General features: G+C 37.7%; 14 protein-coding genes and 1 tRNA gene. 12 read left to right on the forward strand and 3 right to left on the reverse strand.

Going from position 1 to position 15,354, the window contains the following annotated elements; genetic code table 11:
• The first annotated feature begins 2 nt into the window (after positions 1-2).
• The 11 genes from GWK10_RS13795 to GWK10_RS13845 all read left to right on the forward strand — a co-directional run bounded on the left by GWK10_RS13795 (position 3) and on the right by GWK10_RS13845 (position 12,944).
• Positions 3-1,466: a UDP-N-acetylmuramoyl-L-alanyl-D-glutamate--2,6-diaminopimelate ligase gene (locus GWK10_RS13795; protein ID WP_164032963.1), complete on the forward strand. Its 1,464-nt coding sequence runs from the start codon at positions 3-5 to the stop codon at positions 1,464-1,466.
• A gap of 42 nt (positions 1,467-1,508) precedes the next feature.
• Complete coding sequence (gene mraY, locus GWK10_RS13800) at positions 1,509-2,744, forward strand: phospho-N-acetylmuramoyl-pentapeptide-transferase (protein ID WP_164032964.1); 1,236 nt, start codon at positions 1,509-1,511, stop codon at positions 2,742-2,744.
• Between the two features lie 9 nt (positions 2,745-2,753).
• Positions 2,754-4,088 (forward strand): UDP-N-acetylmuramoyl-L-alanine--D-glutamate ligase, encoded by a 1,335-nt coding sequence (murD, locus tag GWK10_RS13805; RefSeq protein WP_164032965.1) that lies wholly within the window; start codon positions 2,754-2,756, stop codon positions 4,086-4,088.
• A gap of 9 nt (positions 4,089-4,097) precedes the next feature.
• Entirely contained in the window at positions 4,098-5,303 is a 1,206-nt protein-coding gene (locus GWK10_RS13810) for an FtsW/RodA/SpoVE family cell cycle protein (RefSeq protein WP_164032966.1), read from the forward strand.
• Complete coding sequence (murG, locus tag GWK10_RS13815) at positions 5,290-6,396, forward strand: undecaprenyldiphospho-muramoylpentapeptide beta-N-acetylglucosaminyltransferase (protein ID WP_164032967.1); 1,107 nt, start codon at positions 5,290-5,292, stop codon at positions 6,394-6,396. Before GWK10_RS13810 ends, murG begins: the two co-directional genes overlap by 14 nt.
• A gap of 65 nt (positions 6,397-6,461) precedes the next feature.
• Positions 6,462-7,838, forward strand: a complete 1,377-nt coding sequence (gene murC / locus GWK10_RS13820) for a UDP-N-acetylmuramate--L-alanine ligase (RefSeq protein ID WP_164032968.1) — start codon at positions 6,462-6,464, stop codon at positions 7,836-7,838.
• On the forward strand, positions 7,828-8,550 hold the full coding sequence (locus GWK10_RS13825; protein ID WP_164032969.1) for a cell division protein FtsQ/DivIB: 723 nt from the start codon (positions 7,828-7,830) through the stop codon (positions 8,548-8,550). The genes murC and GWK10_RS13825 overlap by 11 nt, the downstream gene beginning before the upstream one ends.
• A gap of 3 nt (positions 8,551-8,553) precedes the next feature.
• Positions 8,554-9,894: a cell division protein FtsA gene (gene ftsA, locus GWK10_RS13830; RefSeq protein WP_164032970.1), complete on the forward strand. Its 1,341-nt coding sequence runs from the start codon at positions 8,554-8,556 to the stop codon at positions 9,892-9,894.
• 182 nt (positions 9,895-10,076) lie between these two features.
• The gene (gene ftsZ / locus GWK10_RS13835) at positions 10,077-12,092 is read left to right on the forward strand and encodes a cell division protein FtsZ (RefSeq protein WP_164032971.1); all 2,016 of its coding nucleotides are present in this window, start codon (positions 10,077-10,079) and stop codon (positions 12,090-12,092) included.
• Between the two features lie 298 nt (positions 12,093-12,390).
• A complete protein-coding gene (locus tag GWK10_RS13840; RefSeq protein WP_164032972.1) occupies positions 12,391-12,843 on the forward strand; it encodes a GatB/YqeY domain-containing protein in 453 nt (150 codons plus the stop codon).
• 27 nt (positions 12,844-12,870) lie between these two features.
• Positions 12,871-12,944 (forward strand) — tRNA-Arg (locus GWK10_RS13845).
• Positions 12,945-13,255: 311 nt separating this feature from the next.
• Here GWK10_RS13845 and GWK10_RS13850 read toward each other — a convergent pair.
• Both GWK10_RS13850 and GWK10_RS13855 read right to left on the reverse strand, forming a co-directional pair.
• On the reverse strand, positions 13,256-13,537 hold the full coding sequence (locus GWK10_RS13850; RefSeq protein WP_164032973.1) for a hypothetical protein: 282 nt from the start codon (positions 13,535-13,537) through the stop codon (positions 13,256-13,258).
• A gap of 58 nt (positions 13,538-13,595) precedes the next feature.
• Positions 13,596-13,991, reverse strand: a complete 396-nt coding sequence (locus tag GWK10_RS13855; RefSeq protein WP_164032974.1) for a DUF2721 domain-containing protein — start codon at positions 13,989-13,991, stop codon at positions 13,596-13,598.
• Between the two features lie 66 nt (positions 13,992-14,057).
• Between GWK10_RS13855 and GWK10_RS13860 the strand changes: the two genes are divergently transcribed.
• Positions 14,058-14,873 (forward strand): zinc-dependent peptidase, encoded by an 816-nt coding sequence (locus GWK10_RS13860; protein WP_164032975.1) that lies wholly within the window; start codon positions 14,058-14,060, stop codon positions 14,871-14,873.
• On the opposite strand, the gene GWK10_RS13865 is transcribed toward GWK10_RS13860, so the two are convergent.
• Positions 14,870-15,352, reverse strand: coding sequence for a hypothetical protein (locus tag GWK10_RS13865; protein WP_164032976.1), 483 nt, complete (start codon positions 15,350-15,352; stop codon positions 14,870-14,872). The two genes, GWK10_RS13860 and GWK10_RS13865, sit on opposite strands and share 4 nt — an antisense overlap.
• Positions 15,353-15,354: the final 2 nt, after the last annotated feature.

Here is a 15,354-nt window from a genome sequence, read left to right on the forward strand (position 1 = left end):
AAGTGCTACAACTAAAGGACATATTATATAGGGTATCTCTGGACTCAATAGTGGGTAGCACAACTATTGTTATAAATAATATTTGTTTTGACTCTAGAAAAGTTTCTTTAAATGATGCCTTTGTAGCAATAAGGGGAACGCAGGTCGATGGACATGACTATATAGAAAAAGCTGTTGCCCAGGGCGCTTTGGCTGTTATCTGTGAAAAGCTTCCTGATAATTTGGTGAATGGTGTAACTTATGTAAAGGTCAATGATTGTAATCAGGCACTGGCTTTAATGGCTTCTAACTACTATGAGGTGCCTTCTGAGAACCTAAAGCTTGTAGGTGTTACCGGCACAAATGGAAAAACCACGATTGCATCTCTGTTGTATCAGCTGTTTAAAGATGCTGGTTTTAAGGTAGGGTTGTTATCTACAGTACATGTATTGGTTAACGATAAAGTTCACCAAGCAACGCATACCACTCCAGATTCCTTGACGATTAATCGGTATTTGAAAGAAATGAGTGAGGAAGGGGTTGAGTTCTGTTTTATGGAAGTCAGCTCACATGGCATTCATCAAAAAAGAACTGCTGGATTGACATTTGCTGGCGGAATTTTCACCAATCTATCGCATGATCATCTCGACTATCACAATTCATTCGCTGAGTATCGCGATGTGAAAAAAGTGTTTTTTGATGAGCTTCCTAAGTCGGCTTTTGCATTGTCAAACATTGATGATAAAAACGGACTATATATGCTTCAGAATACTGGGGCTAAAAAATATACCTACGCATTAAAAACCTATGCTGATTATAAAGGGCAGGTGTTAGAAAATCAGTTTAGCGGATTGCTGTTAAAACTGAATGATCAAGAATTGTGGTCAACACTTATAGGGAGTTTTAATGCCTACAATCTGGTTGCTATTTACGCAACTGCAGAATTACTTGGATTAGAGTCCATTGAAATCCTTCAAATAATTAGCGGATTAGAAAGTGTTTCAGGTCGCTTTCAATACTTCGTAAATCACGATAAGATAACGACCATAGTCGACTACTCTCATACACCTGATGCCCTTAAGAATGTATTGGAAACGATTAATGATATCCGCACGAAAAATGAGGAATTAATAACTGTTGTGGGCTGTGGTGGAGACCGAGATAAGACCAAGCGTCCTAAAATGGCGCATATAGCATCAGCTTTAAGTACGAAGGCAATTTTTACTAGCGACAATCCGCGAAGTGAAGATCCTGATACGATTATAGCCGAAATGGAAGCTGGTGTCGAACCTCAGAATTATAAAAAAACTCTTTCAATTACAGATAGAAGGCAAGCGATAAAAACGGCAATTCAATTAGCTCAGGCAAATGATATTATTCTCATTGCGGGAAAAGGTCATGAAACTTATCAGGAAATAAAAGGAGAACGAACCGATTTTGATGATTTCAAAATCGCACAAGAATTAATGGAAAAGTTAAAGAAATAAGCTTGGCTTCCTCTTCGATAGAGGAGGAGAAATAAAAGGCATATGTTATATTATTTATTTGAATATTTAGAACAACATTACCAATTCCCTGGAGCTGGGCTTTTCCAGTTTATTACTTTCCGGGCGGCAATGGCTGTGCTGTTTTCATTGCTGATCTCAATGATCTATGGTCGTCGTATCATCAACTATTTACAAGCAAAACAAGTTGGCGAAACGGTTCGTGATTTAGGGCTGAAAGGTCAAAACGAAAAAGCTGGTACACCGACGATGGGTGGTGTGATTATTATTCTCGCAACTTTAATACCTGTACTGCTATTTGCTAAGCTAGATAATATCTACATCATCATGCTTTTGGCCTCTACTGTTTGGATGGGTATTATCGGTTTCGTTGATGATTATATAAAAGTATTCAAGAAAGATAAGGAGGGGTTAAAAGGACGATTCAAAGTTCTTGGTCAAATAGGACTTGGCATTCTAGTTGGTGCAACGATGTTTTTTCATGAGGATATTACTATTCGGCAAGAGCTTAAATCTCCGAATTCTAATCAAGAGATTGTAGTAAATGGCCCTGCGGCAAGGGAGTTTCAGTCGGATGAAAAGTCTACTAAAACTACTATTCCATTTACTAAAAATAATGAGTTTGATTATGCTGATCTTATTACGTGGGCAGGCGATGGTTATGAAAAGTACGCTTGGTTAATTTTTATTCCAATTGTCATTGTCATTATTACGGCAGTATCAAATGGCGCCAATTTAACTGATGGTATCGACGGTCTCGCGGCTGGTACATCGGCTATAGCGGTGTTGACTCTAGGCATATTTGCTTTCGTTTCGGGTAACATTATTTTCTCCGATTATCTCAATATCATGTATATCCCTAATGTGGGTGAGACTACGATTTATATCGCTGCTTTTACGGGAGCTTTAATCGGATTCTTATGGTATAACACCTACCCAGCGCAAGTATTTATGGGAGACACAGGAAGTCTTACCATCGGCGGGATAATTGCAGTACTGGCAGTCGCAGTAAGAAAAGAATGGTTGATTCCCATTTTATGTGGAATCTTTTTAGCAGAAAACGTATCCGTAATAATGCAAGTAAGCTGGTTTAAATACACCAGAAAAAAATACGGTGAAGGAAGACGCATTTTTTTAATGTCGCCCTTGCATCACCATTATCAGAAAAAGGGATATCACGAAAGTAAAATAGTAGCGCGCTTTTGGATTATTGGAATTCTTTTGGCGATCCTAACAGTGGTCACTTTAAAACTGAGATAAGTATCAGAAATGAAAAAGCTGGTCATACTTGGTGGAGGAGAAAGTGGAGTTGGAACTGCGGTTCTAGGAAAACAAAAAGGCTACGAAGTATTTGTATCTGATAAGGGGCAAATAGCAAAAAAGTACAAAGACGTTCTTGAACATTTTGAGATTTTATGGGAAGAAGGTAAACATACCGAAGCTAAGATATTGGATGCAGATGTAGTGATGAAAAGCCCTGGAATTCCAGATACAGTACCATTGGTAAAACAGCTGGTTGAAAAAGGAATTCCGGTGATATCGGAAATTGAATTTGCGGCTGGGTATACAGATGCAACAATCATTGGAATAACGGGAAGTAATGGCAAGACCACTACAACAGAGTTAACTAATCATATTCTTAAAGCAGGAGGATTTAACGTAGGAATGGCTGGGAATATTGGTGACAGCTTTGCAAAAATGGTGTCGGAAAAGAATCATGATTTCTATGTTTTGGAGATCAGTAGTTTTCAGTTAGATGGTATTGTAGATTTCAAACCGCACATCGCTGTATTGACCAATATCACACCAGATCATTTAGATCGATATGATTATAAACTAGAAAATTATACCGCATCCAAATTTCGGATAGCGATGAATCAAACAGAGGAGGATTATCTCATTTACGATGCAGATGATCCGATCATTGAGGACTGGCTTCAAAAGCATCCTGTAAAATCACAATTATTGCCTTTTTCGCTTACAAAAAAAGTAGATCAAGGCGCATATTTAGAAAACAATCAAATAGTAATAACAGTACACAAACAACAATTTACAATGCCAACAGACATTATTTCATTAGACGGAAAGCACAACATCAAAAACGCGATGGCATCCTCCACCGTAGCACAGCTTACCCGTATCAGAAAAGAAACTATTAGAGAGTCGCTCTCTAATTTTCAGGCGGTACCACACCGTATGGAAAAAGTGCTCAAAATTCAAAATGTAACCTACATTAACGATTCAAAGGCAACCAACGTTAATGCGGCCTTTTATGCTTTAGAAAGTATGTCAGCTCCAACTGTTTGGATTATTGGCGGTGTTGATAAAGGTAATGACTACACGCCACTTTTTCCGCTGGTACACGAAAAAGTAAAAGCCATTATTTGTATTGGTGTTGACAATGACAAAATCATTGAAAATTTTGGTCGTGTGGTTGACATCATGGTTGAGACACAAACCATGAGGGAAGCCGTGCGAGCTGCTTATGAGTTTGCTGAAAAAGGAGATAATGTATTGTTGTCACCTGCATGCGCAAGTTTCGATTTGTTTGACAATTATGAAGATCGAGGCAATCAATTTAAAGAAGCAGTACGCAATTTGTAATAGGAAGTAGTGAATAGTATTTTTCAAAATATAAAAGGTGATAAAGTGATATGGGCGGTAGTCGGACTACTCGCTGTTATCTCATTTATGCCAGTTTATAGCGCAAGCACCAATTTGGTATACGTAGTTGGCAACGGTACCACAATGGGTCATTTAATAAAGCACGGTGTTTTACTGTTACTGGGCTTTATTGTTATATATGCTATTCATAAAGTACCCTATCATTATTTTTCGGGTTTATCGGTTTTGATGCTTCCTGTAGTCGTGGTGTTGCTTATTTATACAATGGCACAAGGCAACACAATTGGAGGGGCAAATGCAAGTAGATGGATTCGTGTTCCTTTCGTCGGGATGACGTTCCAAACGTCATCTTTGGCATCGGTAGTGCTTATGATTTATGTAGCGAGGTATTTATCCAAAATAAAAGATAAAATAGTAACCTTTAAAGAGACCTTGGTGCCTCTATGGTTACCCGTTTTTGTGATTTTGGCACTTATACTACCAGCTAACTTTTCTACTACAGCTATTGTTTTTGCAATGGTCTTGATGTTAACTTTTTTAGGAGGATATCCCATTAAATATTTAGGAATTATTCTGGGAGCTGGTTTATTAGGGCTGAGCTTATTTCTGCTTACGGCTAAAGCATTTCCGGATCTCTTTCCAAATCGTGTCGATACATGGATAAGTCGTATCGATAATTTTGTTGATGGTGAAGATACTGAAGCCGATTATCAAATTGAAAAAGCTAAAATAGCAATCGCTACAGGAGGGCCACTTGGTAAAGGCCCCGGCAAAAGCGTACAGAAGAACTTTTTACCGCAGTCTATATCTGATTTTATTTTCGCAATAATTGTTGAGGAATGGGGGTTGTTAGGCGCATTTACAATCATATTTCTATATATGATGCTGCTTTTTCGATTAGTTATAGCGGCCTTAAAAGCTCCGACTGTGTTTGGGAAATTATTGGTGATTGGCGTAGGGCTGCCGATTGTATTTCAAGCGCTTATTAATATGGCGGTTGCTGTAGAATTATTTCCAGTAACGGGCCAAACATTACCCCTTATAAGTTCGGGTGGTAGTTCTATCTGGATGACCTGTTTGGCATTGGGAATTGTGCTAAGCGTAAGTGCAAAAAGAGAAGAGATTAAGGAATTAGAACTATATGATGAAGACGGAAACGAAAATCCGTTGGCGGTGTTAAGTGAAGCAGTATAAAGTTATTATATCAGGCGGTGGAACAGGCGGACATATTTATCCGGCCATTGCGATTGCAAATGAATTAAAATTGAGATATCCAACCACTGAATTCTTATTTGTGGGTGCCAGTGATCGTATGGAGATGGAAAAGGTGCCAAAGGCTGGTTATAAGATTGAGGGTTTGTGGATAGCTGGACTGCAACGTAAGCTGACCCTAAAAAATTTACTATTTCCTTTTAAGTTGATTTCTAGTTTATGGAAAGCGAGACGTATTGTTCGCAAATTTAAACCTGATGTTGCAATTGGCACTGGTGGTTTTGCTAGTGGTCCACTATTGCAAATGGCGGTACGAAAGCAGGTTCCTAGCTTAATACAAGAACAAAACTCGTTTCCGGGAATCACAAATAAGTTATTAAGTAAAAAGGTGCAGGCTATTTGTGTTGCTTATGATGGTTTGGAACGCTTTTTTCCTAAAGAAAAGATTATAAAAACGGGTAATCCAATACGTCAAGACTTATTGACAATTGACAGTAAGCGCAATGAGGCAGCTTCGTTTTTTAAGCTGGATGTTAACAAGAAAACAGTTCTGGTGCTAGGAGGAAGTTTAGGAGCAAGAGCCATCAACCGATTTGTTGAATCGAAATTAGATTTCTTCTCACAGAATGATGTACAGTTAATTTGGCAATGCGGTAAATTATATATTGAGGAATATAGCAGATATACTGAGAATGAAGGCGTGCAAGTCCATACTTTTTTAGACAGAATGGATTTGGCATACGCAGCTGCTGATGTCATAATTTCTCGTTCAGGAGCAAGTTCAGTGTCAGAATTATGTGTAGTGGGTAAGCCAGTAATTTTCATTCCAAGCCCCAATGTAGCTGAAGATCATCAAACAAAAAATGCGCAGTCAATTGCAAAGGAAAACGCTGCGATTTTGATTAGAGAAAATGAACTAGACGATAGGTTTGAAAATGAGTTTAAAAGCCTGCTTTCATCTGAAGAAAAGCAAAAAGAGCTAGAATCTAATATTAAGAAATTGGCATTGGCCAATGCGACAAGTGATATAGTTGATGAGGTTGAGAAGTTGTTGAAATTAGGAATTAGTAAGTAAAGTTTCTCCCCTTGAGGGGAGATTAAGAGGGGTGTAAGTTGCAAAATGGGTGAATAAAAGAAAAATTGGAAATTAATAAGGTACATAACGTCTATTTTATAGGTATTGGTGGCATCGGTATGAGTGCACTTGCGCGGTACTTCAAGATGTTAGGTAAAGAGGTAGCCGGCTATGACAAAACACCTTCTAAAATAACATCGGAACTTGAAGATTTAGATGTTGCCATTCACTTTGAAGACGATGTAAATCTTATTTCTGATTCGTTTCTTGATAAAGAGAATACTTTGGTGGTCTATACACCTGCTGTCCCAGCTTCACATTCTGAACTATGTTATTTCATAGAAAATGCTTTTGGAGTTTATAAACGATCAGAAGTATTAGGTTTTATTACCAAAGACACCTTTTGCATGGCGATTGCCGGAACTCATGGCAAAACAACGACAAGTACAATATTGGGGCATTTATTGGCTGAAACTGATCTAAAAATGACTGCTTTTTTAGGTGGTATAGCTGAAAATTACAATTCCAATCTTATTTTAAAAGGAAATGATATTTCGGTAGTAGAGGCTGATGAGTTTGATCGTTCTTTTTTAAGGCTCTTCCCAGATAGCGCTTGCATTACTTCTATGGATGCTGATCATTTAGATATTTACGGAAATGCAGAAAGTTTACAAGATTCATTTAAGGAATTTGCTAATAAGATAGTTAATGGTGGCGTGCTTTTTCTTAGATATGGACTTGATTTCCCTATTGGTAATCCTGGTCATATACAAATTTTGACATATGGCCTAGAAGATAAATCGGATTATCAGGCACTTAATATTCGTGTTGATAATGGTTCTTATGTATTCGATATTAAAACACCTGAGGAGACCTTTTCAAATTTCAAGTTAAGCCTACCAGGAAGACATAATTTATTAAATGCCCTTGCCGCTTTTTCGATGTCATATCATTATGGAGTGGATGTTGAGATTCTAAAGAAAGGATTAAAAAACTTTAAAGGAATTTATCGACGATTCTCTTATCAAGTAAATAGAAAAGAGCGTGTTTTTATCGACGATTATGCTCACCATCCAACGGAAATTAATGCGGCGCACCAGGCAGTGAGGGAGATGTATCCTGATGAAAAAGTGCTGGCAATTTTTCAGCCACATTTATTCAGTCGTACCAAGGATTTTGCTGATGATTTTGCTGTCAGTTTATCCAAGTTTGATGAGCTGTTATTGTTAGATATTTATCCAGCAAGGGAAGAGCCTATTCCCGGAATAACATCGAGTTGGTTGCTTTCAAAAATCAAAAATCAGCGCAAGCAATTAATACCCAAAAGTTGGTTAATAAATGAAGTAATGAGTAGCGACGCACGGATCGTAATGACATTAGGTGCAGGAGACATCGGTGTTGAAGTTCCAAAAATAAAAGAAGCGATATTAAATGAAGTTTAATTGGGTGAACATACGGATAATCCTAATGGTTATGGTGGTTTCAAGTTTGTACGCTTTTACTTCTATCAGACATGATTCCCAAAAAATAGGCGATGTAAAAGTCTCATTTGATGAGAAGCATGATAATCTTTTTATATCTGAAACGACCGTTAATAAATTGTTGATACAAAATGAACAAGGGCTTACGAGTATGTTTAAAGATAGGTTAGTTTTGGGTAAGATGGAGGCGAATTTGATCGCTGACAAAATGATTCAAAATGCAGAAGTCTATGTGTCAGTAAATGGTATACTTAAGGCAAAAGTTGAGCAACGAACACCGATTGCTAGAGTTGTTGAAAATGGATCATATTACATCGATATACAAGGGCAAAAAATGCCATTGTCACCCGAATATTCAGCAAGAGTACCATTGATTAGTGGAAATATCTTGGAGTCAGATATAGAATCACTCTATACAGCGGCGATGAAAGTGAGAGAAGATGATTTTTTGAAGAAAGAAGTAATCACTATCGACAAAAATGCGTTGCATGGTTTCGAATTTAGATTTCGAACTAATGAATTGAGAGTGGTTTTTGGAGATACTGATAAGTTGGATAGAAAAATTAAAAATTTAAAGGCTTTTTATAAAAAAGCATTAAAAGATAGTATGCTGGTTACCTACAACAAAGTAGATCTTAGATTCGAAAACCAGGTAGTCTGTACCAAAAAATAGATCATGGAAAAAACGAACGTGGCTGTTGGATTAGATATTGGAACCACAAAAATTGTGGCAATGATAGGTCGTAAAAATGATTACGGTAAGGTGGAGGTGCTTGGTATTGGAAAATCGAAAAGTTTAGGTGTACACAGGGGTGTTGTGAATAATATCACGCAGACAATTCAGTCAATTCAACAAGCTGTTCAAGAAGCGGAAAGCGTTTCGGATTTTAGTATCGACGAAGCAGTTGTTGGTATCGCTGGCCAGCATATTCGCAGTTTACAACACAGTGATTATATCACTAGACCGAACGCAGATGAGGTTATCGATGAAGATGATATCGAGAAGTTAATCAACCAAGTATATAAATTGGTGATGCTTCCGGGTGAAGAAATCATTCATGTGTTGCCACAAGAATATAGGGTAGACGGTCAGGCCGAAATATCTGAACCAATTGGAATGTATGGCGGCCGTTTGGAAGCGAATTTTCATGTGGTTGTAGGTCAGGTTTCTTCAATTAGAAACATTGGTCGGTGCATTAAAAGCGCAGGTTTAGAGCTTGGTGGAATTACGCTAGAGCCACTTGCTTCTGCCGATGCTGTGCTAAGTCAGGAAGAAAAAGAAGCGGGTGTTGCGTTAATCGATATAGGTGGTGGGACGACCGATCTTGCAATTTTTAAAGATGGGATTATCCGACATACTGCGGTAATTCCTTTTGGAGGCAATGTAGTAACCGAGGATATTAAAGAAGGTTGCTCGATTATTGAAAAGCAGGCGGAGCTTTTGAAGATTAAGTTCGGATCTGCATGGCCAGGAGAAAATAAGGACAATGAAATCGTTTCAATTCCCGGATTACGAGGAAGAGAGCCGAAAGAGATCACACTGAAAAACTTGTCAAAGATCATTCATGCAAGAGTTGTAGAGATCATTGAGCAGGTATTCTTAGAGATTAAAAATTATGGTCACGAGGAACAAAAAAAGAAGCTAATAGCAGGAATTGTTTTAACCGGAGGAGGTTCTCAATTAAAGCACTTGAAGCAGTTGGTAGAATATATCACGGGAATGGATACACGTATTGGTTATCCTAACGAGCATTTGGCGGGAGATTCTGATACAGATACAGCTAGTCCTATGTATGCTACTGCTGTAGGGTTACTCATGAATGCCTTGGAAAAGAAGTCCAGAGCATTTGCAGAGGATGAGATATATGATGAAATGGAGTCAGAAGTTTCTGAGGGAATAGAAGGAAACGAAGAACGAAAAGAAGCACCATCGACAACACGTCTAAAAACAGAACGTAAGTCGATTTTAGATAAATGGTCTGAAAAGTTGAAGGACTTTTTGGATAACGCGGAGTAGGGATGCAGCCAATGTCAGATCGAGTGATTCCGAAGAATGAGGAATTGTATCGAGATCATTTAAGGCATCCAGAAGCTTCTCGATACTATTTTGATTTCTCCCGAATTCTCGGGATCAATCAAAATCACTCGAAGTGACAGTAAGATTAAAGTAAAAACAACAAAAACCAGTAAAGCAACAATATGAGCACTACAGAATTCGAAAATAACATCGATTTCGATCTCCCGAAGAACCAATCTAACGTCATTAAGGTTATTGGTGTTGGCGGGGGTGGTAGCAATGCAATTAACTATATGTTTCAGTTAGGTATTAAAGGGGTCGATTTTGTGATCTGTAATACCGATGCTCAGGCATTAGAAAATAGCTCGATTCCAAATAAAATTCAGTTAGGAGTATCCCTTACTGAAGGATTAGGCGCGGGTGCAAATCCTGAAATAGGAGAGCGTTCGGCGGTGGAGAGTTATGAAGACATTAAAGCAATGTTGAGCACAAATACCAAAATGATCTTTATCACGGCCGGTATGGGCGGTGGTACGGGTACAGGTGCTGCACCGATAATTGCAAAAATGGCAAAGGAGATGGACATTTTAACGGTAGGTATTGTTACTATTCCATTTCAGTTTGAAGGAAAAATGCGAAATGAACAAGCGCAGTTGGGCGTTGAGAACTTACGCCAGCATGTTGATTCTTTAATCGTAATCAATAATAATAAACTAAGAGAAGTATACGGTAACCTTGGCTTTAAAGCTGGTTTTGCTAAGGCTGATGAAGTATTGGCAACTGCATCACGAGGAATTGCTGAAGTAATAACACATCATTACACTCAGAATATTGATTTACGTGATGCTAAAACAGTGCTTTCTAATAGTGGTACTGCGATCATGGGATCTGCTAGTTCGTCAGGTTCTAACCGTGCGAACGAAGCTATTATGAAAGCTTTAGATTCACCTTTACTAAATGACAATAAGATAAAAGGCGCTAAAAATGTCTTGTTACTAATTGTTTCTGGCACTGAGGAAATCACGATTGATGAGATTGGTGAAATTAACGATCATATTCAAACGGAAGCTGGACATAGCGCGAATATCATCATGGGTGTTGGCGAGGATGTAGAGTTAGATAATGCCATTTCTGTAACGATTATTGCAACAGGGTTTAATGCAGAGCAACAAGATGAGATTGTAAATACTGAGTCAAAAAAGATCATTCATACTTTAGGTGCTGAGCAAGGAGCTATTCAGGATTTAAATCCTAAAAAGACATTCGATCCTAAGCCATTAACATCGCCTTCTGAAGCTAATGAAGTAAAAGAAGAGACGCCTAAAATAGTGCGTCACGTATTGTTGGAAGAAGATGAAGAGCCTGAGCCTGCTGAGTCGACGAAATCAAAAATGGATTTGATCCCGACCACTGAGCTTATTCGAAATATAGATGTGGTTTATGAAGAAGTAATTGATGTTGTTGCAGAAGAAGCAGTTCAGGAAGTAGAGGAAGAAATCACATTCGAAACACCAGAGCCTATTGCTGAAGAGGAAGATGATTTTATTATCACACCAGTAGTCAATGAGATTGAAGTGAATGAGCCGAAGGTGTTAGGGGATGAAGAACAATTCACCTTGACATTTGATTTACCATTATCTGATACCGCAGCTAGCGACGATTCAGAGGAAGAAGTACTTCGATTTGATTTGTCAGAAGAGGTAAAAGATATGGATGTGGTAGATGCTGAAGAAGTCGTAGCCCAACCTGTTCAAGTAGGAGATGAAACTAGGTATAGTCTTGAAGATTATATGGAAGTGGAGTCGACTTTAAATAGTGCGTCGGCTGAGGTGACTCAAGAAGAAGTAGATCAGGAGCTAGCAATACAAAAGAAAGTTGTTGCTGAACAAATTGAAGAGGAAGCGTCAGAAACTGACGAAGTTGATCCATTTAACAGTTCGATTTCTGATTTGATGAAGGAGCGCGCTAACGAGCGCAAAAAAACAATGAAAGACTTTAATTATAAGTTCCGGACCAATGCATCGAAAATTGATGATATTGAAAAAATTCCGGCCTATAAACGTATGGGGGTTGATCTTGACGATTCAGTGCCATCTGATGAAGACCCTAGCCCGTCAAGAACGACCTTAGGAACCGATGAAAACGATGATCTTCAATTGCGTTCTAACAACTCGTTCTTGCACGACAATGTCGATTAGTTAGTAGTTAGTTTATTGATGTAAAACCCGGAACCAGCCACTTTTTTGTTCCGGGTTTTTTTGTATGTAAAAAGGGTCTCGATACAATTTTTAGCTTCACTATCGTTCATCTAAAAACCACTCGACCTGACAACTGTAAATCAAAATGTCAGGTCGAGTGATTTTTGTAATGAAGATGAAATCTGAATTACAAAAATTGTATCGAGACCCTTCTTCCATATTGATATAATTGTCTTAACCATTCTTTTGAACTTTCCCACTCAAAATACTATCTTCGCACTCATTAAAATTTAAAGAAATGAGCTTACAACAAGATATCATGGCAAAGATGAAGGAGGCAATGAAGGCGAAAGACCAGACGGCTTTAGCTGCACTTCGTGCTGTAAAGTCGGCTATTTTGTTAGCACAAACAGAAAGTGGTGCTAAGGAAGAGTTATCAGAAGCTCAAGAGATTCAGTTATTGCAAAAGTTGGTAAAGCAGCGTAAGGATAGTGCTGTTATTTTTAGCGAACAAGGTCGTGAAGATCTTGCTGATCCTGAACTAGCACAAGCTGGTGTGATAGAGCAGTTTTTACCACAACAATTAACAGAAGAAGAAATAGAAAGTGTAGTTGTCGCGACTATCGATGAAGTAGGAGCAACAGGCATGAAAGATATGGGTAAGGTAATGGGACTGGTTAATAAAGAACTAGCTGGCCAAGCCGATGGAAAGACCATATCAAACATTGTGAAAGCAAAGCTTTCTAATTAAATAGGATTCGCACCTAGTCGCGAAATCGGCCCCGTAGTTCAACTGAATAGAATATCAGATTTCGGCTCTGAGGGTTGCAGGTTTGAATCCTGCCGGGGTCACGACACTCAAGAAACCATGCTTCGAAGAAGCATGGTTTTGTGTTTCAAAGAGCGTCAAAAGTGCCAACTTTTGTAAGCGATTTGAAACGCAAAACCTCAATGCGTAGGCATTGTATGGTTTCTTATTTGCAACATTGTACTTCAAAGGATATGTAATCCTGCCCAATACAAATAATCCAAAGTCAAGCTTTTATAAGCGATTTTGAAACACAAGGCTACCGTCTGGTAGTTTTGTATGGTTTCTTATTTGGAACCCTGTACTCCAAAGGATATATAACTCCTGCCAGGAACACTAAAAGGGTTTTATAGTATCAGTTTAAAAATGTATATACAAGTGCAGCCAGTCCTACGACCATAAGTGCAATATTCAAATAGTATAATCCATTTAAAAAGGGATTGGTTATAAACTTCTTATTCCTTTTTAAAAAGAAAGCAATAACACCAAATACAAGCCCAGCAAGTAATGTGGGGATTAAAAAAATCATGATCATGCCAGGACTTTCTTCTGTGAAATAAATGGTAAGTAGTATTCCAGCAATTATATAACTAATTATTGATAGAATGGATAAAATGACAAAAACGGTTTTATTCATAAAATACCGATAGGACGACTATAGGTCTGGTTATTTGTTAGTTGAATATAAGAAGAAATTACTTTCTTTCCTCAATACGGTCTAAGCGTATGGACAAAGCCTTGGTTGATATCTGTACTTCAACCAAGGATAAGAATAATGAGACCATTAAGCAGATAAGACTAATCCCAAAAACAATATTGGCTAGATCCATACTCTCAACATATAATAGGAACATTGTGATAACACTAGTTAGAAAACTGATAATGGCCACAGCCTGCATATTTTTAATAAGCCTTAGTCGTTTACGTAAATTTTTAATTTGTAACCCGACATTAGCCGATAGCTCCTGTTGATATTCATTGTGAAGTTGTCTTATTAAAGCCGCTATTGCCAAATAACGTGCATTATATGCCAGCATTGTTAGCGAGATTGCAGGAAATAATAATGCTGGAATACTCATTGAAAGATTCATCCGTGTGATTTTAAAGATTACTAAATATAGCTATTAGTATTTCATTTTTTCTATCTTTCTGCAAGTATGGAAATATCCGCTGTTTCTTGGTTAATTGGAGCTTCAATTGTACTAATTTCTCCCTTGTTCTTGGAGCGAATTTATATTCGAATTTTTAACAAGCCGTTTTTTGTTCATTTTCCATATACCCCTGAAGTGCTCCCCAAACGATGGAAGATTTTTATTGCACAAAACAGCTTATTTTATTCAAAACTAACGGCGAGCGAAAAGCGTTTTTTTGATTATCGCCTAAAACGGTTTATTAAGAACCATCGATTTATCGGTAATAACATCGAAATGTCGCATGATAAGAAGGTTTTGATCGCGACAATACCGGTAATGCTAACGTTTGGTATGCGAGGTTATTTATATGATAGTGTAGACAGTATTATTGTTAATCCCGACGAATATTTTTCAAATATCACTGAAAAATATCATAAAGGAGAACACAATCCAGCGGCCAGAGTAGTAGTGTTATCCTGGAAGGATTTTAAAAAAGGAATTGAGATAATTGATGATAATAGAAATCTTGGCGTTCACGAATTTACCCACGCCTTGTTTTTTAGTTGTAAAATTAATGAAACAATAAGTTGTCAGCTTTTTGCGAGACAGTTTACTAATTTACTTCAAACCTTGGCGCAGCCAGAGATTAAAGATCGGGTAATTAAATTGGGATATTTTCGTGACTATGCTTTCGAAAATCAGTACGAGTTTTTGTCGGTAGTTTTTGAGTGCTTTTTTGAAACGCCGCAGGAGTTTAAGCAAAAACTTCCAGAATTATATGATCGCGTGCGATTGATGCTGAATTTGGATATGGCAAAAATCTACAATCGGCATAATTAACCTGGTAAATTGATACGTTTTAAATCTTTGCCCGAAAGTCGAATCATATGCTGCTCGATATATTGCATTACATTAGGGCAATTTCTTTCAAAATCTTCACAGGTAATGGTTTTACTATTATCACCAAACGTGTAAGTAACTACAAGAATGCTATTATCTGATTTGTTGCTGTCGTAATGATCATTCAACATCATAAAACTATCGCTATCTAACAAGCTAAAAAATGCATCTAGACGTTCTTTAGATAATTTTTTTCCAAAAGGGGTATAATACCTTGAAGTTGCACCTTCTCTAATCTGTTTTGGTTCAAAAAAGATAGAGTCATTTTTAATAGTGAAGACGTCATAATGAAAAGCACCTCGTTCTACAACTAGAGTTTTTTCTGCAGTTGTATTGGTATCCGTTTTCTTTGAATTTTGACAACTAAAATTGAAGCCTATCATCAAAAGAAATATGCAAATTACTTTTTTTGATTTCATAA

This window comes from Spongiivirga citrea (genome assembly GCF_010671565.1).
Lineage (GTDB): Bacteria > Bacteroidota > Bacteroidia > Flavobacteriales > Flavobacteriaceae > Spongiivirga > Spongiivirga citrea.

Excerpts from the sequence above, each read along its gene's own strand:
- murD (WP_164032965.1), top strand. The coding sequence starts at position 2,754 with ATGAAAAAGCTGGTCATACTTGGTGGAGGAGAAAGTGGAGTTGGAACT.
- GWK10_RS13860 (WP_164032975.1), top strand. The coding sequence starts at position 14,058 with ATGGAAATATCCGCTGTTTCTTGGTTAATTGGAGCTTCAATTGTACTA.
- ftsZ (WP_164032971.1), top strand. The coding sequence starts at position 10,077 with ATGAGCACTACAGAATTCGAAAATAACATCGATTTCGATCTCCCGAAG.
- mraY (WP_164032964.1), top strand. The coding sequence starts at position 1,509 with ATGTTATATTATTTATTTGAATATTTAGAACAACATTACCAATTCCCT.
- GWK10_RS13855 (WP_164032974.1), bottom strand. The coding sequence starts at position 13,991 with ATGAATCTTTCAATGAGTATTCCAGCATTATTATTTCCTGCAATCTCG.
- ftsA (WP_164032970.1), top strand. The coding sequence starts at position 8,554 with ATGGAAAAAACGAACGTGGCTGTTGGATTAGATATTGGAACCACAAAA.
- GWK10_RS13825 (WP_164032969.1), top strand. The coding sequence starts at position 7,828 with ATGAAGTTTAATTGGGTGAACATACGGATAATCCTAATGGTTATGGTG.
- GWK10_RS13850 (WP_164032973.1), bottom strand. The coding sequence starts at position 13,537 with ATGAATAAAACCGTTTTTGTCATTTTATCCATTCTATCAATAATTAGT.
- GWK10_RS13840 (WP_164032972.1), top strand. The coding sequence starts at position 12,391 with ATGAGCTTACAACAAGATATCATGGCAAAGATGAAGGAGGCAATGAAG.
- GWK10_RS13865 (WP_164032976.1), bottom strand. The coding sequence starts at position 15,352 with ATGAAATCAAAAAAAGTAATTTGCATATTTCTTTTGATGATAGGCTTC.